The organism is Paenarthrobacter sp. YIM B13468, assembly GCF_042788025.1.
Lineage (GTDB): Bacteria > Actinomycetota > Actinomycetes > Actinomycetales > Micrococcaceae > Arthrobacter > Arthrobacter aromaticivorans.
Window position 1 is genome coordinate 251,208 of sequence record NZ_JBHZPI010000003.1, and the last position, 19,219, is coordinate 270,426.

Annotated in this window: 15 protein-coding genes; 9 read left to right on the forward strand and 6 right to left on the reverse strand. The window is 61.7% G+C overall.

The genetic code is table 11. From position 1 onward, the window contains the following. Positions 1-34 precede the first annotated feature (34 nt). The 4 genes from ACFX4T_RS04840 to ACFX4T_RS04855 all read right to left on the reverse strand — a co-directional run bounded on the left by ACFX4T_RS04840 (position 35) and on the right by ACFX4T_RS04855 (position 3,882). A complete protein-coding gene (locus ACFX4T_RS04840; protein WP_223945841.1) occupies positions 35-1,144 on the reverse strand; it encodes an alcohol dehydrogenase catalytic domain-containing protein in 1,110 nt (369 codons plus the stop codon). Positions 1,145-1,192: 48 nt separating this feature from the next. Further along, positions 1,193-1,735, reverse strand: coding sequence for a carboxymuconolactone decarboxylase family protein (locus ACFX4T_RS04845; protein ID WP_377650988.1), 543 nt, complete (start codon positions 1,733-1,735; stop codon positions 1,193-1,195). Between the two features lie 29 nt (positions 1,736-1,764). Beyond that, entirely contained in the window at positions 1,765-2,766 is a 1,002-nt protein-coding gene (locus ACFX4T_RS04850; protein WP_216923743.1) for a VOC family protein, read from the reverse strand. Between the two features lie 84 nt (positions 2,767-2,850). Continuing rightward, positions 2,851-3,882: a LacI family DNA-binding transcriptional regulator gene (locus tag ACFX4T_RS04855; protein WP_223945845.1), complete on the reverse strand. Its 1,032-nt coding sequence runs from the start codon at positions 3,880-3,882 to the stop codon at positions 2,851-2,853. Between the two features lie 432 nt (positions 3,883-4,314). Here ACFX4T_RS04855 and ACFX4T_RS04860 point away from each other — a divergent pair, with 432 nt between their 5' ends. From ACFX4T_RS04860 to ACFX4T_RS04885, 6 genes are all read left to right on the forward strand, one after another. Continuing rightward, positions 4,315-5,691 carry an MFS transporter gene (locus tag ACFX4T_RS04860; RefSeq protein ID WP_377650989.1) on the forward strand — a complete coding sequence of 459 codons (1,377 nt, stop codon included), beginning with the start codon at positions 4,315-4,317 and terminating at the stop codon, positions 5,689-5,691. A 30-nt stretch (positions 5,692-5,721) separates the two neighbouring features. Beyond that, positions 5,722-6,969: a CaiB/BaiF CoA transferase family protein gene (locus tag ACFX4T_RS04865; RefSeq protein WP_377650990.1), complete on the forward strand. Its 1,248-nt coding sequence runs from the start codon at positions 5,722-5,724 to the stop codon at positions 6,967-6,969. Beyond that, positions 6,936-8,129 (forward strand): acyl-CoA dehydrogenase family protein, encoded by a 1,194-nt coding sequence (locus tag ACFX4T_RS04870; protein WP_377650991.1) that lies wholly within the window; start codon positions 6,936-6,938, stop codon positions 8,127-8,129. Before ACFX4T_RS04865 ends, ACFX4T_RS04870 begins: the two co-directional genes overlap by 34 nt. A gap of 2 nt (positions 8,130-8,131) precedes the next feature. Further along, positions 8,132-10,219, forward strand: coding sequence for a 3-hydroxyacyl-CoA dehydrogenase NAD-binding domain-containing protein (locus ACFX4T_RS04875; protein ID WP_377650992.1), 2,088 nt, complete (start codon positions 8,132-8,134; stop codon positions 10,217-10,219). Positions 10,220-10,298: 79 nt separating this feature from the next. Further along, positions 10,299-11,486 (forward strand): acetyl-CoA C-acetyltransferase, encoded by a 1,188-nt coding sequence (locus ACFX4T_RS04880; protein WP_377650993.1) that lies wholly within the window; start codon positions 10,299-10,301, stop codon positions 11,484-11,486. 236 nt (positions 11,487-11,722) lie between these two features. After that, positions 11,723-12,106 (forward strand): STAS/SEC14 domain-containing protein, encoded by a 384-nt coding sequence (locus ACFX4T_RS04885; protein WP_377650994.1) that lies wholly within the window; start codon positions 11,723-11,725, stop codon positions 12,104-12,106. Positions 12,107-12,127: 21 nt separating this feature from the next. Here ACFX4T_RS04885 and ACFX4T_RS04890 read toward each other — a convergent pair whose 3' ends face one another. Both ACFX4T_RS04890 and ACFX4T_RS04895 read right to left on the reverse strand, forming a co-directional pair. Continuing rightward, positions 12,128-14,482 (reverse strand): glycoside hydrolase family 95-like protein, encoded by a 2,355-nt coding sequence (locus ACFX4T_RS04890; RefSeq protein ID WP_377650995.1) that lies wholly within the window; start codon positions 14,480-14,482, stop codon positions 12,128-12,130. A 47-nt stretch (positions 14,483-14,529) separates the two neighbouring features. Continuing rightward, complete coding sequence (locus ACFX4T_RS04895; RefSeq protein ID WP_377650996.1) at positions 14,530-15,531, reverse strand: LacI family DNA-binding transcriptional regulator; 1,002 nt, start codon at positions 15,529-15,531, stop codon at positions 14,530-14,532. A gap of 296 nt (positions 15,532-15,827) precedes the next feature. Between ACFX4T_RS04895 and ACFX4T_RS04900 the strand changes: the two genes are divergently transcribed. From ACFX4T_RS04900 to ACFX4T_RS04910, 3 genes are all read left to right on the forward strand, one after another. Beyond that, positions 15,828-17,099, forward strand: a complete 1,272-nt coding sequence (locus ACFX4T_RS04900; protein ID WP_377650997.1) for an ABC transporter substrate-binding protein — start codon at positions 15,828-15,830, stop codon at positions 17,097-17,099. A gap of 66 nt (positions 17,100-17,165) precedes the next feature. Beyond that, the gene (locus ACFX4T_RS04905) at positions 17,166-18,125 is read left to right on the forward strand and encodes a carbohydrate ABC transporter permease (RefSeq protein WP_377650998.1); all 960 of its coding nucleotides are present in this window, start codon (positions 17,166-17,168) and stop codon (positions 18,123-18,125) included. Beyond that, positions 18,125-19,027: a carbohydrate ABC transporter permease gene (locus ACFX4T_RS04910; RefSeq protein WP_216923754.1), complete on the forward strand. Its 903-nt coding sequence runs from the start codon at positions 18,125-18,127 to the stop codon at positions 19,025-19,027. Before ACFX4T_RS04905 ends, ACFX4T_RS04910 begins: the two co-directional genes overlap by 1 nt. Positions 19,028-19,219: the final 192 nt, after the last annotated feature.

Sequence of the window (19,219 nt, forward strand, 5' to 3'; positions counted from 1 at the left end):
GTCGCTCCTGGGAATGACCGGCACCGCTTACGTGCTAGGGGAGAACGATGTAGTTGCTGAAGCCGCCACGAGGGTCTTTCAGCCGACCGGAGATTGCGGTGTTGACTTCCGACAACGGAAACGCCTCAGTCTCCAGATAGGACAGATCCAACGTTCCAGTTTCGATCATGTCCGCCATTTCTTGGCCCTGCGCTGCGGTAAACCAATTGGAGCCGATGATTTGAACCTGCTCGTCCATGAGCCATTTCATGTCCACAGGAACCTCTTCGGAGACCCCGCCGACGTTCACGACGCGACCGCCCCGCCTGACTCCCTTCATGGAGTCGACCATGGCCGCAGCATCGGCCCGGGCACCGAGTGCGCTGATGACGAAGTGTGCGCCGTCCCCGCGGGTACGTTCCTTGGCCCATTCTCCACTCGACTTCTCGCCAAGCGTCAGCACTTCGATTCTGCGCGGTGCGAGTGCCTTCACCCTCTCGAGCAACTGTTGATTTCGTCCGGTGCCCAGAATCTTGGCCACGCCCATGCTGAGGCAGAGCACAGTGGCAGCTACACCCAGTGTCCCGGTTATACCGTCGATCAAGGCAACGGTTCCTGGCCCCGCGTCAGCCAGACGTAGCGCTCCGTATGCTGTGCCGATATAGCCAAAGCGGGCTGCCAATTCGAAGGGTAGATTGTCCGGGATCCTGACCAGGGCCTGTTGGGGTGCAGTCATGAATTCACTGAAGCCGCCATAGGGATACTGGTCGAAAATCCGCTGGCCGTCGCGGGAAGTGCTGAAGTAGCCGTTGAGTGTGTAGTACCGGCAGCGGCTGGGGGTGCCAGCTGAACAGGCATAACAGCTGCCGCATGAGCGCAAAGGGCTCACATAGACCCGATCACCAGGCTTGACGTTGATGACCGATTCTCCGACCTCCTCCACTACGCCAGTGGGGTCGAGCCCGAATATCGCGGGGAAGGCGGGGATGGGTTGATGTGGGAACCACGTTGGCCAGCTGTTAATGACGTTCGCCATGTTCGGGACGATGCCGACAGCTTTGACACGGACAAGAACGTCTGTGGGCCGGGGTTTTGGTACTTCTATGGTGTCGATCGACATGGGTTCGCCGATCTTGTGCAGTCGTGCGGCGCGCATCATCGTCATTGACGGGGCTCCTTGAATAGAGGGGGTTGGTTGGGGTGGGGCCGGAAGCTACTTGCGGTAGCTGTCTTCCAGGTCAATGTGGAGAAGGCCCATGACGCGAACTCCCGAGTTGTACCAGGCAATGGTCAGTGTTAGCTCCACCATCTGCTGGTCGTCCAGATGCGCAGCGGCAGCATCCCACGTAGCACTCGATACGTGCACATGCGTCGTGGACTCCCTGGCAAGGGCAATGACGGCAAGCTCTGCCTCGTTGAAGAGCCCGGAATCCTCCGCGGAGGCAACGGCCCCCAGTTGTTCTTCTGTGATCCCGGCTTTGCGCCCGTGCGACTGGTGGTGGGCGATTTCATATTCGGAACCGGTGGCGTGGCCGACGGACAGTATCGCCAGTTCACGCAGTTTCGGACTTAGCTTGGAACCGTCACGCAAGGCGTTGGCGTAGGAAAGGAAGGCATCTAAAAGGACAGGCGCATTCGCCAGCGTGCGGAAAATGTTGGCCGTAGGTACTTTGCGCTCGGCTTCGAGGCGGTCCCATAGAGACTGATGATCAGCCGACGCGGCATGGTCACGGGAGAGGGAAGGAACTCGGGACATGATGTATTGGACTCCAGTTCGGGTTGGGATCAGCGAGGCTGTGGGCTGGACAGGAACTTCTCCAGCGTCATGGGGGATGGGGGAGTGGCAGGAGACTTCAAGGGGACGTCAACGAAAGCAGAGGCCTCGAAGTACCACTTTTCCAAGGCCGGGAGTCCCCATCGGGCGTTGGTGCTGACCGACGTGGCATCCCACCGCACAGGTTCAGTCTCGATGTCGATAGTCTGGTAGTGGCTGTTGAAGACTTCGACGCGGTGGCCGTCCGGGTCGCGAAGGTAGCTGAACAGCATGCCGCCGGGTCCATGCCGTCCCGGGCCGCGTTCCACCCCGTCGCCGTAACCCAGGATTCCAGCGAAGTCGCAGGCGGTGAAGATATCGTGGCTTTCGGAAACGGTGTAAGCGAAATGGTGAAGGCTGGGACCGTCGCCGGGCACCATGGCCAGATCCAGGCAGGTGCCCTTTCGGTACATGAAGGCACCGATCAGCTCGTCGCCATGCTCCAAGTACTCCGAGTTGCGGAACCCCAGTCCGCTGTAGAAAGCGCATAGTTCATAGACGTCCGGGACGAGCAGTTGAAAGTGGTCCAGCCGCTGGGCATGGGCACCCTGGTATTGCTCGAAATTGATGTGCAGGCGCGGCCGGGTGGACATTGTTGCGCACAACTCCAATGGCGTGCCAATAGGGTCCGAAACGTGGAGTGTGCGGCCTTGATGCGGCATCTCCACCCACTCGGCGGGGAGGCCGCGGTCACGAAAATAGCGGTAGGCCTCGTCAAGGTCCTCGTCGAAAAAGACTCGGAATCCAATCCTGCGGGCGGTGCCGCCGTCGGAGCTTTTCTCCAATACGAGGCTGTGGTGACAAGCCTCCGCCAGGCCGCGGAGGTAAACTGTCGATTCGTCCTCGTCACTTACCACCAAGCCCAGGACCGTGGTGTAGAACTTACGGCTCTCGGCCAGGTCGGCGACATTAAGTCGTAGATGGCTGGTTCGGCTGATGTTGAACGGCGGGCGCAAGTCGACCGGTGGCAGCATGATATTTTCTCCAATTGGTGCTAGGGGCAGCACCCTTTAATCTTCGTGCGCAGAAGGTGCGCATCTCTTGTAGTGGTCACGATGTCAGGCGGAGCGCTTGCGCGATTCCGCCCGCGGCGCGGCGGTGCTTCCGCGGGGTACGAGCCAGCCCGCCGAGACGGACTCATAGGGATCGTTGCCGGCTGGCGGGTTGTTGAGCCTGCGGATGAACCAAAGCCCGCAGGAGGTAGCCACGTCTCCGATAGGGAGACTGATGGTGGTGAGGCCAGGCCCCCACCAGGAGAATCCACTTTGATCGCCGAACCCGACGACCGAAAGCTCACTGGGCACCTCGATTCCTATCTCCAGGGCGGCGTCCAGCAGCCCAACGGTGTGTTGGACGGAGCCCAATACGACGGCGGTTGGCGGGGTTGGCTGGTTCAGCAGCCGGCGGATCGCTTCCTTGGCATGCTCCGGTGAGGCAGGCGGCCCGAGTTCGATCAGATCAGAGGCTGGCGGGATGCCGTCGGCGAGTAGTGCCTGGGTGTAGCCCTCCAGCCGTTCCCGGCCCGTGGGCAGGTCCTCGGAAGCGCCGATATAAGCAATCCGAGTGTGCCCGAGTTCCAGCAAGTGCGCCGTGGCATCCTGTAACGCCCGCTGGTCGTCGAGGCCGAACCATTGACCGCCCAGGGATGCGTGCCGGCGCAGCAATTGGACGTGCGGCATGCCCCGTAGCAGGTTGACCGAGTCCCCGTGGGGGTTGGGTGTCGGTGCAATCACCACTCCTGCTGCGTGACTGGCGGACAACTCACGGAGGTGCCGCCGCTCGATCAGGCGATCATCGAACGTCTCCGCGAGCATCAGCTGATACTCCTCCCCGGCCATGATCGCGGACAACTCGTGGGCGATGGTCGAGTAGAAGCTGTTGCGGACATCCGGGATGACAAGCCCGACGACGTTGCTTGAGGCGCCACGCATCATCCTGGCCGCCCGGTTACCGACGTAGCCAAGCTCCGAAGCGGCCTGGCGGACACGCACCTTGGTCTGCTCGCTGATGCGGGCGTCGTCGGCCAGTGCGCGGCCGACCGTAGAGACGGATAGTTGCAAATGCGCAGCGATATCCTTGGTCGTAACCATCGTTCCTCCTGGGCAAATCTCTTCGTGGGTCATTGCTTTCGGTGGTTTGACTTGTAGCCCAAACCCCCTGGCTTGATGCTAACGATAGCACGGCTGTCTGCGACGTCAAGGGGAATCCATTGTGTCGAAGAAATGTAAGCCCCTTGTCGTTGGCTCCCAATGCGAGTGTAATCATTGGATTCTTGCTGGTTTCAAAACTTCTTGATGGCAATTTTCGTAAGCGCTCTTGACTCGATGCCACTCGGTGCTATCGTTAGCACTACATCGAATCGCAGAAAGTTCCCACCGCCTTTCTGCGCAGCCAACCCCTTCCTGCGTTACAGGTTGGCCCACTTCAAGCATTCCGAACTGGCCCTTGCAGCCAGGCACTCCGCTGATGCAAGCCACATACAACGCAAGCCCCATACAACGCCAGTCCTCTACAAGGAGACAATGATGTCCCATCCAAATACTTCCAGTTCCGGGAGCGCCCCTGGCACGGCGGCTTCCAGCGTTAAGCACGCAGTCCCCACCTACCCTGAGCCGATGGACGCTATCTCCGTGGATGCCATCCCGGCCAGTCCGGCCCCATCCAGGGTCAAGAACAACCCCGAGGGCATGGCAACGAACCTCATTGCTGCCGTGTCGCTGGGGGTCTTGGCCATCACTTTCATGCTCAACGCCATGGACCGGCAGGTCTTCGCGCCCCTCATGACCACGATCGCAAAAGAGTACGGCTTCAACCTCCAGACAGGTGGACTTCTGGCCACGGTATTTACCCTGGGTATGGCTGTCGCCGGAATTCCCGCAGGTTTCCTCGTGGAGCGGTTCTCGCGTAAAGCCGTCCTGCTGGTCAGCATCGCGATTTACTCACTAGGTACCTTGGCTACCCCGCTCGCAACATCGTGGGGAGACATGGCCGTGTACCGGATCATCTCCGGGCTCGGCGAGGGGATGCAAGCCGCAGCCCTGTTCGCAGCTGTTGGCGCGTTCTTCCACCACCGTCGTGGCCTTGCCCTCGGGATTCTGGGCTTCGCATTTGGCTTGGGCGCAACCTTCGGGCCCGGACTCGGCATTATGTTCGCTGGCCAATTTGGAACGTGGCGGGCCCCGTTCACCATCTTCGGACTTCTTGGCCTGGTTCTGGCAGTGACAGCGATGTTCACCGTCAGCCGCAAATTCACTGAGCAAGCTATCAGCACCACCGGCGTGGAGGGTTCCTACGATTACATGCCGGCCAAGGCCTACAACCGTAACTCACTCGCTATCGCTGCAGCTTCCGGATGCGGGGCCCTCGCCTTATATGGATTCCTGGGTCTGTATCCCACGTTCCTGACCACGCAGTTGGGCGTATCCACCGGGGAATCAGCGCTGGCGCTGAGCTTTGTCGGTGTGGGTGGTCTGGCGGGCCTGCTCGGTGGTTGGATCGGTGACCGGATCAACCAGAGAATCCTGTTGATCGTATCCCTGGCCGTGATGGCTGTTCTCGGCGTGCTCATCTACGTAGTGCAGGCAACCTTCGCGTGGCAGTGCGTCTTCGCTTGCCTCATGGGCGTGTTCGGGACCGGAGTCTTCTTCCCCAACACCAACAGCGTGATCCAAAGGGCAGTCCGTCCCCACCAAGTGGGGCGAGCCGCCGGGCTGTTCGTCACCTGCTACTACGGCTCCGCAGCTTTTTCCGGCCTGCTGTTCGCAGCGCTGGTGCCTCAATTCGGTTGGCAGGGAGCCGGGCTGCTGCAAGTCACCGTACTACCGCTGGCTGCGGCCGCCATCATGCTGATCGTTCAGACATCGCTGTTCAATAACGCACCGCGCGCGGCCGCCCATTGATCCCTGTGATTCGACCGAAAGGAGAACCACATGACTGACGCCGATTTCCAGGAGCAGCCAATTGGCGCACTGACCGGGATACTCGTTGCCGATTTCAGCCGGGTGCTGGCAGCACCCTACGCAACAATGTTGTTCGGTGACCTTGGCGCCGATGTCATCAAAATTGAAAGGCCCGGCCTAGGTGATGACACCCGGCAATGGGGCCCGCCGTTTACCGACGATCATGAAGCTACATACTTCTTATCAGTGAACCGCAACAAGCGATCATTCACCGCTGACATGGCCAACCCTGCCGACCATCGGGACCTGGTGGAGCTTATCCGGCGCGCGGACGTGCTGATCGAAAACTTCCGTCCAGGCACCATGGCCCGGCACGGCTTGTCCTACGACCAGGTCGCAGAGATTAACCCACAGCTGGTGTATTGCTCCATCACGGGGTTCGGTTCGAGTGATGACGCAGCAGCCCTGCCAGGCTACGACCTCCTGGTGCAGGCCGTTGGAGGACTAATGAGCGTGACCGGTACTGGGCCGGGCGAACCTGTAAAAGCAGGGGTCGCCTTGGTAGATGTGCTGACCGGGCTGCATGCGGCGATTGGCGTGCTGGCCGCCCTCAGGGCTCGAGAGTCCACAGGCCGGGGCCAACTCGTCGAAGTGAACCTACTGAGTACGTTGCTATCCAGTATGGTCAACCAGAGCGTTGGCTATACCGCCGGCGGCTTCGTTCCGGGCATCATTGGTAACCGGCACCCTTCGATCGCGCCCTACCAGCTGTTCCCGGCGTCAGACAGGCAAATCGTCATCGCCGTAGGCAACGACCGGCAGTTCGCCCAATTATGTTCTGCACTCGGAATCCCTGATATCGCCGAAGAGCCCCGTTTCGCTACCAATCCGTCGCGCGTGGCCCACATCGAAGAACTCGATCGGGCAATAAGTGCGCAAACCATGGGTCAAAGCGCAGAGCACTGGTACCGCGAGCTGTCGGCTTGCGCGGTCCCCTGCGGTCCCGTCAATGACATTGCTGGCGCCTTCGCGATGGCAGGCCGACTCGGACTGAACGCCCGCGTCGACGTCGGGGAAGGAACCGACACCGTCAGCCTGCCGGCCAATCCGATCAGCCTGTCAGAGACGCCCGTCTCTTACCACCGCCGGCCGCCACGGCTCGGCCAGGACGCTGAGGAAGTGTCCGCCTGGCTTCACGGACCCACAACAACGAAGCTACCGCAACATCTGGACCAAAAGAGCAAATGCCAGCATCAACCAATGGGAGCACACACGTGACCGACCTTGCCACCGACTACCTCGACATCGACTCCCTGCTTACGGAGCAGGAGCTTGACCTGCGCACCCAGGTCCGCCGGTTCGTCGATGACCGGATCCGTCCCAACATCAATTCCTGGTACGAGGACGCTGTATTCCCACAGGACCTTGTCAAGGAAATGGGGAGCCTGGGCCTCCTGGGAATGCACCTGAGCGGCTACGACTGTGGCGGCCGCAGCGCGGTCGAATATGGGATCGCCGCAATGGAACTTGAAGCCGGTGACTCCGGCATCCGGACTTTTGTGTCAGTGCAAGGCTCTCTCGCCATGAGCGCGATCTCCAAGTTCGGCTCGGAGCAGCACAAGCAACAATGGCTGCCGGGCATGGCGGCCGGGGAACTAATCGGTTGTTTTGGCCTCACCGAGCCCACTGCCGGCAGTGACCCCGCGGGGATGGTCACCCGGGCCGTTCGAGGAAAATTGGGCTGGGTCCTCAACGGAGCGAAACGCTGGATAGGCCTCGCATCCATCGCCGACGTCGCGATCATTTGGGCGAAGACCGACGACGGCATCCGCGGCTTCGTCGTCCCCACCGACACGCCGGGCTTCTCCGCCGTTCCGATATCCCAGAAGATGTCCATGCGGGCGTCGATCCAGTGCGACATCACCCTTGAGAACGTTCAACTGCCAGAAAGTGCCGTACTACCGGGCGTGGTCGGCCTCCGTGGTCCGTTCTCCTGCCTCAACGAGGCGAGGTACGGCATCATGTGGGGCGCGATGGGTGCGGCCCGGGACGCCTACCAGAGTGTTCTGGCATACGCGCAGGAGCGCACACAATTCGGCAAACCGATCGCCTCGTTTCAACTCACCCAGCAAAAGCTCGTTGACATGGTCCTGGAAATCCAGAAGGGAACGCTCGTTGCCCTTCAGACAGGGCGGCTCAAGGACGCTGGACGCTTGCGCCCCGAGCAGATTTCCTTCGGCAAACTCAACAACGTCCGCCAAGCGATCGAGATCTGCCGTTCTGCCCGCACCATCCTTGGCGGAAACGGGATCACGCTTGAGTATTCACCGCTGCGCCATGCCAACAATCTGGAGAGCGTGCGCACCTACGAGGGTACAGACGAGGTTCACACGCTGATCATGGGCCGTGCGATCACTGGCATCCCGAGCTTTTCGTAGCCATGGAAACAGCTACCCGCATCGAGGTACCTCAAGAGTCCGGGAAGTCAGTCACTACGACTTCCACCACCTACATTGACCATGCTGGACTCCGCTTTGCACTTCTGACTTTGACGAACTCCGGGCATCGCCCTGTGACCATGGGGCCGACATCGTTGGCCGGGTTCGAGGCCGCGTTGAACTCCTTGGACCTCTCCAGGGTTGACGCAGTTGCTGTCACCGGTCAAGGCCCGGTGTTTTGTGCCGGAGCAGACCTGAAAGTGATGACAGCACTCACCACCCTGGAACAGGCCGAGGATGTGGCGCGCCAAGGCCTAACGGCGTTGGGTCGCCTGGCCGCGCTATCTGTTCCAACGTTCGCCTTCATCAATGGCGTCGCGTTGGGCGGCGGGCTGGAACTGGCACTGCATGCCGACTACCGCACTGTCGCCCACTCTGCACGGGCACTGGGTTTTCCGGAAGTCCGGCTCGGCCTGATTCCGGGCTGGGGCGGTATTCGGCGCACAGTGGAACTCCTTGGCCCGGACCTCACGGCACGTCTGGTGGTCACGGACTCGCTCGCGGGCAGGACGCTCTCTTCGCAGGCGGCGGCCAACATTGGCTTGGTCGATCGCATGCTCCCGGGGGACTGGTTCCTGCAAGCCTCGCTGGACTTCGCGGTCGGCATCCTCTCCGGAACGGATTCAGCCACAGCGCACATGGGCCCAGACAAAGAACGGAAGCCTTTTGGCGCCGTCGCCCGTTTCACGGCCCTGGACGCGATGCGCAAGAAGCTGGATGCGCGCCTCCATGGCGCTGCCCCCGCTCCCTATCGTGCCTTGGAGCTGATCTCCGCGGCAGCCCGAACGCCGCGCGGCACCACGGGATCAGCGGCAGAGATTCGTGCGTTCGGCGAACTGCTGCTCTCCGATGAGGCCCGAGCGAGCATTTATGCATTCCATGTCACACAGTCCATGGTGAAGAAGCCCACGGGCAGGCCAGCTGTTGAGCCCCTCCCGGTTCGATCCGTGGGCGTTATCGGAGCTGGGCTGATGGCCAGCCAGCTCGCGCTGATCTTCGCGCAAAAGCTGCGCCTCCCGGTGCGAATCACGGATCTGTCCCAGGAACGCGTCGATTCCGCGTTGGGCCGGATCGGTGTCCAGTTGGACAAACAGGTTTCCGCCAGCCGCCTCGCGGTTGAGGACTCCGACGACATTCTCGCCCTAATCACCGGCGGGACGGACAAGGCGGTATTGGCGGACTGCGATGTGGTCATTGAGGCAGTCTTCGAAGAACTTGATCTTAAGCGCGCTGTGTTTGCAGAAGTCGAACCGCTCATCCGGCCAGACGCGCTGCTGTTGACCAACACGTCCTCCCTGTCGGTCGAGGCCATGGGTGCCACTCTGAACCACCCCGAGCGACTCATTGGCTTCCATTTCTTCAATCCAGTGGCCGTGCTGCCGCTCGTAGAAATAGTCGCGACACAACACACAGACGAAGAGGCGCTGGCCACGGCATTTGACCTGGCGGGACGACTTCAGAAAACAGCCGTGCTCGTCAAGGACACTCCCGGATTCGTGGTGAATCGCTTGCTGACGCGGCTCATTGACCAAGTGCTGTCACTGATTGACGACGGCGGCGACCCCGGTATTGTGGACCGCGCCTTGGAACCACTGGGACTGCCCATGACTCCGCTGCAACTTCTCCAGTACATCGGCCCGGGCGTGCAGCTACACATTTGCGAGACCCTGAACCGGGCGTATCCGGAACGCTTTGGCGTGAGCCGCAGCCTGACCGCTGTGGTGGCGGCAGGGCTCCCGGGCTACCTTGACAACGACGGCGGACTCTCGCCTGCCGCCGCCGCCCTCCTGCCGCCGGCCCACCCGACGGATTCCGGGGTGGTCCGCACGACCGTGCTGGCGGCGCTGGCCCAGGAAGTGACGGCGATGCTCGAAGAGTCAATCGTTGCCGGAGCCGAACAGATCGATCTTTGCATGGTCCTCGGCGCCAACTATCCCTTTCACACCGGCGGCCTGACACCCCTTCTGGATCGGGAGGCTGGCAGTACCTTCCATCCCGGGATGCGCGTCCCCGTTTCCGCCGTTAGCTAGGCCGTCCTGATCAACATCCGGGCCGCCATACGTGCGTCCCGGTCCTTCCGTCCTGCCGTCCCCGTCCGAGGAGAAGAAAATGAACCCCCAACTAGATGTCGTCATCGTCGGGGCCGCCCGTACGCCGCAAGGGCGGCTGATGGGTCAGCTTGCCCCGCTGTCCGCAACCGAACTCGGTGGTGCCGCAATCGGTGCTTCTGTCGAAAGGGCCAACGTGCACCCTAAGGATGTCGACGCCGTCATCATGGGACACGTGCTCCAGGCCGGAGCAGGACAGAATCCTGCCCGCCAGGCAGCCGTCGCCGGCGGTATTCCGCTGAGCGCGCACGCCGTCACCGTCAACAAAGTGTGCCTCTCCGGGCTGAGCGCAATCATTGAGGCGAGCCGGCTGTTACGTCTCGGTGAAGCCGCGGTCGTGGTTGCCGGCGGACAGGAATCCATGAGTAATGCCCCGCATCTGCTGCCAGGGTCCCGCGCCGGGCATCTCTACGGAAACACCACGTTGATCGACTCAGCTGCCCACGACGGACTCACCGATGCCTTCGACCACGAGGCCATGGGCCTGGCCACGGATAGCGCCAATGACGCCCTTGGGATTCCCCGCGCCGATCAGGACAGGGTGGCAGCTGACTCTCACCGACGGGCAGCGGCCGCCCAGACGGCGGGGGTATTCGACCAGGAAATCTCTCCGGTCAAAGTGCCCCGGCGGCGCGGAGAGTCCGAGCTGGTAGACACAGACGAAGGTGTGCGTCCGGACAGCAACACAGAGTCGCTGGGCAAGCTGAGGCCTGCGTTCTCCCCGAAGGGCACCATTACCGCCGGCAATGCCTCCCCGCTCAATGACGGCGCTGCCGCCGTCGTCCTCACAACGCGCAGCTATGCAGAAGCCCACCGTCTCAAAATCATGGCAGTGCTGGGCGCCCCGGGACAGACAGCTGGCCCCGATACCTCGCTGCCTGACAAGCCCGCCCGTGCCATCGCAACAGCGCTTGAGAGGCAAGGGTGGAGTACGGACGAGCTGGACTTCGTGGAGATCAACGAGGCGTTTGCCTCGGTAGCCCTGCATGCGGCGGCGGAGCTGAGGATCGGCATGGACAGGGTCAACATCAACGGGGGAGCGATCGCCTTGGGCCATCCCATTGGTGCCTCCGGCGCGCGGGTGGTGGTCTCCGCAGCGTACGAGCTGCAACGTCGCGGCACCGGCAAAGCGGCAGTGGCGCTGTGCGGCGGCGGAGGCCAGGGCGAGGCGCTCCTTCTGTGGAGGTGATCAAGTAGTCACGGCCTCAACGTGGCCTCAAAGAGCCACGCCAACAACCAAGTCCTTATCGAGAAGCATTGCCGACGCAGATGACTTCGGAAACTGACGCCCGAGCCGAGAGTGGTGTCCCACCAGAAGCGTCTCGATTCCAAGGTAATGGCACCCTGCCAACTTTCTGCATAACTTCTGTACGCATCTTCAAGCAGGCAGTTAGTCTTGGCTTCAACAAGATGCTGGGGGAGCAAATGATGAAACCAATCATGGTTGACGGCGGCAAAGGCACCGTGGAATTGGCTGCCGGAGGAGTTCTCCGGATTGTGTGGAAGCCAGGGACTGTTCTGGAGGCTCCCGATGTACAAGGGGCGATGGCGAAGGTAAATGAGCTTGCCGACGGTGTGGAATACCCGATGTTGATCGACATAGCGAACACCCAAGCGGTGACCCGCCACGCCAGGTCCGTTTTCAGCGTGAAGTGTGCCGCTTCGCGGATTGCGCTGCTTGGTTCAAGTCCACTCGATCGTGTCATTGCCAACTTTGCCATGGCGCAGCGCACACTCCCGTGTCCCACTCGGTACTTCACTTCCCGCGACGAGGCCATGGACTGGCTTCTCGCTACTCGGCTTTCCTGATCCGTAGGGCGGCACGCGGCTTTAAAGCCCGGCGTCCTGGACGCTCAGCCATTCCAGCTCGACGTGAACCGGACACTCGCCGATCTCGAGTCGTACTCCCGTCACTGGCTTGCCGTCAATACGGATCGACGCCGGACGGGGGAGCCGCACCAGCGTCCCCGCCGATGGTGCCAGCCATTCGGCTCCAGGAAGTCGACGCACCGTGAAGGAGGCACCTTGTGTGTCCCAACTAAGATGATCGACGGCGAGCCCTCCGCGTGCGCGAAGTCCCGTCACGGACCCGCGCGGCCATGCGGTGGGTACCGCGGGCAGCACTGACAGCGACTCGGTGGTGGACCCAAGCAACATCGCAGCAACGAGTGCGGGAAGACCTCCGCTTGCGTCCAAGTTGAAGATCCTGCCCGCATCGTGCGTCGTTGTCAGCGTCGGGCTCCAGTGGTCAATCGCAAGCCAGTTGACGCAGGTCTCTGCCGCCGCCGCATCCCCGAGCGCTGCAGCAGCCAGCCCGACCTGGACCAAGCCGAACGCCATCTCCATGCGTCCAGGGGGCGCGGTGGGCGCCTCAGCACGCCACGCTATCTTATTCCTCACGGTTTCAGAGGCGGCTGCACGCAATCGTGCCGCCTCCTCTCCGTCGCCGTCGAAGGCCGGATCGAGCTCGTACCACAGCGGGTAGAGCTGGGAGGCGTGGCGGTGCGCGATGTTCTCGTTCCACTGTGGGTCGAGCCATTCGGCGAGTGTGCCGTCACCTGCCACGCGATAGGCCGGCAGTTGGCGCAGGACACGAGACCATCGTGCATCCAGCGAGTCGTCGTCGCAGGCTCGGCCAAGCAGCTTGGTCGCCCGGGCAGCATCGCGCAGAATGGCGACGTCGATCGTCGCGTCCGTCGCGAGGGGGACTCGCGCTTTTCCGGGCGTGTTCTCGGGTGAATAAGAAGGGACAATCCTGCGCACGCCGCCGACTTTAGGAAATGCGGTTTCGGCGAAACGGAGAACCCCTTCGGCCAGTTCCCACACTCTGTCGTCCACGATGGATCGATCGCCGGTAGTGGCGAGGGCGTCGGCCACGATTCGCAGAACCCAGCCGCCGCACCCGGTCCAAAACATGTGGGGGTATTGCTCGGCGAAATGGTTAGCGCGGCCGTGTGTCGACATCCGCGAGGGTAACAACATTCCCTCGGCACCGAAGACCAATCGTGCGTTATCGCGGTAATCGTCCAGGTGGGGGAGTACGAGGTTGAGGAGCGACAGGGCAAGCTCCGGGGTGCCAGTTGTTGTCATACCGGCCATGGCGCCGTTCTGAACGTTGCCGTTCAGTGTGTAGTCGGCTGACCAGGCAGGGCGCCAGGTTCCCTGCCAGACGCCCTGGAGGGTTGGCGGCAGCTCACCTGTGGAGGCGATGATATTCGCCCGTCCGCTCAAATACGCGGCCTCGACCACCCGGCGTCGAGCATTTTCGTCACCGGCCCGGGCCGTTGCCCAAAGTTCCTCGGTTAGTGTCTCGGACGAACCGCTTTGCAGATCGAGCATTGACGCGCCGGTAAGGGGGTAAAGCGCTTCCCGCTGCTCGTTGCGGACGTCATCCCACGACGTCGGCATGTCACCGGCCGCTTCAGCGCTTAGGTCGTCGGACGCCAGCGTGATGTCGACGCGGATCACCCGCGGGACCTCGGGCCCTGTCGGTACGCCTGAGTGTGCAAGACCTCCATCGGCCTGCCACGTCGTCTCCGTCACGGCAGTAACGGCAGCACGAATGGCGGAGGGCCCGTCGCCTGCATCAGCAAAGAGTAAGCCTCGGGCCCCACCTTCGAAACTCGCGTTGACCACGGCGGACGCGTCGGGCACACCGGTGTCAAAGGACGTTGGTGCGCCGGCACCCAGACCTAGCTCGAGAATGCTGGTGCTTTCACAGTCAGCCTCGAGCGCAAGCAGGACAGACTCGCTACCGTACGGGGCGATGAGCCGGAGCGCGTGCCGTCCAAGATCGAGATCGGTCCACTCGATCGCAACCTCGCCAAGAAGTGGATCGATGGTCCGCTGCGACTCAGATACGCCGCCGGGGGTACGGATGGTCAGTGTCGCGCAAAGCCCGAGTGGGTCGGTCCAGATCAGGTCGTCCCCATAGCCGCTGGCGCGGACGCCATGGCTGAGCGCGGCGCTTGCGGTGTCCGCATCACCCGAGAGTAGGGCATCCCGTAGCCGCCTCCGCACAGGAGCGAGGTCGGGTGCGTCAGGCCGCGGATTCACGGGGAGGAAGTAGTTCTCGTGCGCGAAGGAAATGGTGATGGCGTCGGCCGGACCGTACGCGACCGCGCCGACCCGGCCACTCCCGACAATAAGCCCCTCCTCCCAAGTGCCGGCGTTCGTTGCCGTCACAAAGACCGGCCCTTGCCGTCCGGGGGTGGCGGGTGGAAGGCCGTTCATCATGCTGACTCTCGCTGGACGAGGGAAGTGCTCAGAATCGGCCTCCGTTCGACGTCGCGCCCACGCAGGACCGCGAGTAGGGTCTCTGCGGCGACGCGGCCCATATCCTCCAACGGCTGTCTAACTGTTGTGAGTGTTGGATCCATGGTGGTCGCGATGGAGACGTCGTCGAAACCGATCACGGCGACGTCGGACGGGACTTGTCGACCTGCTGCCTGGAGTACCCGGATCGCCCCGCTCGCCATCAGGTCGGAGGACGCGAAGACGCCGTCGAGGTCTGGGTATCGCTTGAGGAGCCGTGCCATAGCGGCTGAACCGCTCACAAGGGTGAACTCGCCGTGCACGATCGGACTGTCGTCGATGCCGAGCCGCGCCAGCTCGTCGCGCCAGCCCCTGATACGCTCGCGGGCTGGCTCCATATCGTTGGGGCCCGCAATAATGCCCAGCCGTCGTCGTCCGGCGTCCGCGAGCGCCCGGGCGGCCAGCCTTCCGCCGCCGTAGTTGTCGGAGTCGATGACGATCGCGTCGGGAGCAAGCGCGATGCGGGGTTGCCCAACCCACGCGATCGGAACGGGGGAGTCGATGAGCGCCTGCGCCAGATGCGTGATCTCGTGCTGAAGGATGACGATGGCACCGTCTATTGCCCCCGAGCGCAGAAACCGTGGGATACGGTCGCCATCGTCGTGGTCGGCCGGGACCAAAATTGGTTGAACCTCGCCAGCGTAAAGTCCCTTCGCAGCGCCCTTGAGCACTGCGGTAAAGAACGTGCCTGTCAGGCTGTCCAGCTCGTTGAAGGCGATGATGAGTGCGATCGCTCCCGCGCGCCCTCCGCGCAGCATGCGAGCTGCGCTGTTGGCCTCATAGCCCAGCTCCTTGGCGGCCTGCTCAACAGCCGCAGCCATCGTGACGTCGACGTTCGTCTCGCCGGCAAGTACCCGCGCAGCCGTGGCTCGGGACACGCCTGCGATTTTGGCAACGTCTACCAGCGTGGGTCTTGGCATTGTGCATCCTTTTTAAGGTTGTCGACGATGGGCCTTGGTTCGTGGCTGCAGGCCAGGCTCCAGACTTCGATCTCAAGGCTCCCATGGAATCCAGAAACCCGTCAGCTGAACGCGCCCCGTTGGCGAAACTTGATTATCGAACAGTATAGAGATCGATACCTCGATATTTATCTGTTCTCGCAGATTGCTATTGCGTGGTCCTGAACCGAAGGCTACCGTTTAGCCAGAGATCGTTCTCTCAGTCCAGATCGAACGCTCTGAGATCACTTCCAAGGCCCCAACGAAGAGGAATTGTCGTGAAAAGAAGCTTGACGGCGATAGCCGCCACTGCAGCAGTACTTGCCCTCGCTCTCACCGGATGCTCCTCCGGTGGCGGCGGAAAACCAGCCGACCCGAATGCGGAGGTCTCCTTCTGGTCCTTCACCGGGATCAATGCGAAGGACAGCGTCAATGAGTACGCCAAGAAGGTGCCCGACGCGAAGGTCAAGCTGACTGAGGTCGGAAGCACCACCGAGACCGCAACTGCTCTCACAGCCGCATTGGCGGGGGGCAAGGTTCCCGATCTCGTTATGATCCAGAATGACGACTTGCCCAAGTTCGTAGAGAACAGCTCCAACTTCGTGGACCTGCGCAGCCTGGGCGGCGACAACATCGCCCACGACTACCTAGGCTGGGCTGCAGGTGCTGCGACCGCGCCGGACGGCTCAGTGATAGGCATTCCGACGGATGTCGGAGGACTGGGCTTCGCCTACCGTGCGGATCTCTTCGAGCAGGCCGGCCTGCCGACGAAGCCCGAAGAAGTCGCTGCCATGTGGAAGGACTGGCCCTCGTTTATCGAAATGGGGCGGAAGTACACGGCCGCCACCGGCAAGCCCTTCGTTGACAACATTGAGACCAGCGTCTTCTTCTCGACCGTTAACCAGGTCAGCGAGAAGTACTATTCGGACGAGGGCAAGCTCGTCTACGACACGAACCCCCAGGTGAAAGACGCATTCGACGTCGCCGTGAAAACCCATGACGCCGGCATCAGCGCCGGTATTGCGGCGTGGTCCTCGGGCTGGGCTCCAGGCCGCGCGAACGGTGCCTTTGCCGTCACCATCGCTCCCTCTTGGATCCTCAAAGGCATCAAGACCGACGCCCCGGACACCGCAGGCAAGTGGCGCATCGCCAGCGTGCCCGGCGTCGGGGGTAACTGGGGAGGCAGCGTTATTGCCATCCCGGCCCGGGCGGAGCACCCTGAGGCGGCCTGGCAATACATCAAGACGATGATGTCGGCTGAGGGTCAAACGGACCACTTCGTGCAGTCAGGCACCTTCCCGGCGGCGACCTCCGCGGTTACAAGCCAGTCAGTCCTTGACTACACCGACCCGTTCTTCGGAGACTCGAAGATCGGCAAGGTTATGGCCACCTCCGTTCAGCAATTCCCGTCGTTCTACAACGGCCCCGACACGACCCCCATCAACGGTGCGCTCCTGAACACCCTTGTCCAGTTGGAAGCCGGCGGTGTCACCTCCGATAAGGCCTGGACGACCGCCCTGCAGACGGCCAAGCAGGCTATCGGCGGCTGATCGTCCCACCCACCCGAGTGGCCCGGCGTGAACAGGGCCGGGCCACTCCTTGACGGAGGTACACCTATGTCATCGGCGACAGCCACTCTTTCCCGCAAACAGCGCAAAGGCCCGGTTCAGAAGGCCACGCGGATCCGTAACCCGCTCTCGGAGCGGATTGCTCCCTACGCGTACGTTGCGCCCTTCTTCCTGATCTTCATAGTCTTCGGACTTTTTCCCCTCGTCTTCACCTTCTACGTCTCGCTCTTTGACTGGAATCCCATCGGGAAGCAGACCTTCGTTGGTCTGAGGAACTTTGAGCTGCTCTTTGCGGACGGCAGGTTCTGGAATGCACTCCTGAACACGTTCGGGATATTCCTGATCTCGACAATCCCGCAGCTACTTCTGGCACTTTTTCTCGCGCACCTGCTCAACCATGCGCGTCTGCGCTGGGCGAACTTCTTTCGCATGGCACTGCTTGTTCCTTACATCACCTCCGTCGCAGCGACAGCGATCGTATTCGCTCAGATCTTCGACAAGAACTTTGGCCTCATCAACTGGGTCCTGGGGCTGTTCGGGCTCCCGTCCGTGAACTTCCTTGCGACCAACTACGGCTCCTGGATACTGATCTCGGCGATGGTCATGTGGCGTTGGTTCGGATACAACACACTGCTTTACCTCGCTGGACTGCAGTCGATGCCCCGGGAGATGTTCGAGGCGGCCTCCGTGGACGGAGCTTCGAGCTGGCAGCAGTTCCGGCATCTGACGATCCCGTCGCTGCGCCCCATCATCGTGTTCAGTGTCATCATGTCAACCATTGGCGGGCTGCAAATCTTCACAGAACCGCTTCTCGTATCGCCCGAATCCGGCCTCACCTGCGGGGCGGGCCGACAGTGCCAGACGCTGTCCCTCTTTCTCTATGAGCAGGGCTTTGGCCTGTTCAAGTTTGGTTATGGTTCCGCAATCGGCGTCGTGCTGTTTGTGATCGTCGTCCTCGTATCGCTCCTTAACTTTTTCCTGTCCACACGTACGAGAAAGGCCCGCTGATGTCCGATGTAATCGATGAGGCTATCCCGCAGCAGCTCCTCGCACCCGGGGTGAAGCCAGGACCTCACCCCACGCGACGCGGCAAGCGCGGAGTCAGCCGTCGCGTGTACGTGTTCCTCGCCCTCGCCGTCGCCGTGTCGGTATTCCCGCTGTACTACATGTTTGTGATCGCATCTGCGGGAGCCACGGCTGTGACCTCAATCCCGCCCCGAATGTATCCGGGCACGCAATTCTTCGACGTCGCAGCGAAGGTGTTTGATACCGTTCCGTTCTTCGCATCGTTGATCAACAGCGTATTTGTCTCGCTCACGATCGCGGTCGTTTCCGCGATCATGTGCGCGATGGCGGGGTTCGCGTTTGCCAAGCTTCAGTTCCCCGGCCGGAATTTGTTGTTCCTCATCGTCCTGCTGACAATGACTGTTCCTGCGCAGCTCAGTGTGATTCCGCAGTATCTGATCATTTCCGGACTTGACTGGGTGGACACGCTCCAAGCAATCATCGTTCCTGGGCTGGCCAGCGCGTTCGGTATCTTCTGGATGCGTCAACACATGGCGACCACCGTGAGCGACGAGCTTATCCAGTCTGCCCGCATTGACGGTGCCAATTCGTGGCAGATGTTCTGGGGCATCGCATTCCCGGTGGTGCGTCCGGCCGCGTTTGTGCTTGGACTAATCACGTTCACCAGCGTGTGGAACGACTTCATGTGGCCGTTCATTGTCCTGAAATCCCCGGAGCTGTTCACAGTGCAGATCGCACTGAAGCAGCTCCAGGCCAACCGGACGATTGATGTTGCCTTGGCCATGGGCGGCTCGTTCCTGGCTACGCTGCCACTGTTGATCGTGTTCTTTTTTGTCGGCCGGCGAATGGTGTCCGGGATCATGGATGGGGCGTTCAAGGGCTGATGCTGCAACACACCTCGAGCGCAAATGGATTACCCCAGACCTCGCGCGTCCTGCGCACACCATGGTCGATCGCCGCGGAGACAGGCTAGAGAGACATTCTCCACGCCTCGGGCTCGAGCTCGAGGCGTGGGTACGCCTCCGGAAATCCTTCAGTCCCGACAATCGGGCCAGAGCTGGGCGCTTGTCTCCTGA

Coding starts and splice junctions, on each gene's coding strand:
- ACFX4T_RS04840 (WP_223945841.1), bottom strand. CDS start 1,144: ATGACGATGATGCGCGCCGCACGACTGCACAAGATCGGCGAACCCATG.
- ACFX4T_RS04845 (WP_377650988.1), bottom strand. CDS start 1,735: ATGTCCCGAGTTCCTTCCCTCTCCCGTGACCATGCCGCGTCGGCTGAT.
- ACFX4T_RS04850 (WP_216923743.1), bottom strand. CDS start 2,766: ATGCTGCCACCGGTCGACTTGCGCCCGCCGTTCAACATCAGCCGAACC.
- ACFX4T_RS04855 (WP_223945845.1), bottom strand. CDS start 3,882: ATGGTTACGACCAAGGATATCGCTGCGCATTTGCAACTATCCGTCTCT.
- ACFX4T_RS04860 (WP_377650989.1), top strand. CDS start 4,315: ATGATGTCCCATCCAAATACTTCCAGTTCCGGGAGCGCCCCTGGCACG.
- ACFX4T_RS04865 (WP_377650990.1), top strand. CDS start 5,722: ATGACTGACGCCGATTTCCAGGAGCAGCCAATTGGCGCACTGACCGGG.
- ACFX4T_RS04870 (WP_377650991.1), top strand. CDS start 6,936: ATGCCAGCATCAACCAATGGGAGCACACACGTGACCGACCTTGCCACC.
- ACFX4T_RS04875 (WP_377650992.1), top strand. CDS start 8,132: ATGGAAACAGCTACCCGCATCGAGGTACCTCAAGAGTCCGGGAAGTCA.
- ACFX4T_RS04880 (WP_377650993.1), top strand. CDS start 10,299: ATGAACCCCCAACTAGATGTCGTCATCGTCGGGGCCGCCCGTACGCCG.
- ACFX4T_RS04885 (WP_377650994.1), top strand. CDS start 11,723: ATGATGAAACCAATCATGGTTGACGGCGGCAAAGGCACCGTGGAATTG.
- ACFX4T_RS04895 (WP_377650996.1), bottom strand. CDS start 15,531: ATGCCAAGACCCACGCTGGTAGACGTTGCCAAAATCGCAGGCGTGTCC.
- ACFX4T_RS04905 (WP_377650998.1), top strand. CDS start 17,166: ATGTCATCGGCGACAGCCACTCTTTCCCGCAAACAGCGCAAAGGCCCG.
- ACFX4T_RS04910 (WP_216923754.1), top strand. CDS start 18,125: ATGTCCGATGTAATCGATGAGGCTATCCCGCAGCAGCTCCTCGCACCC.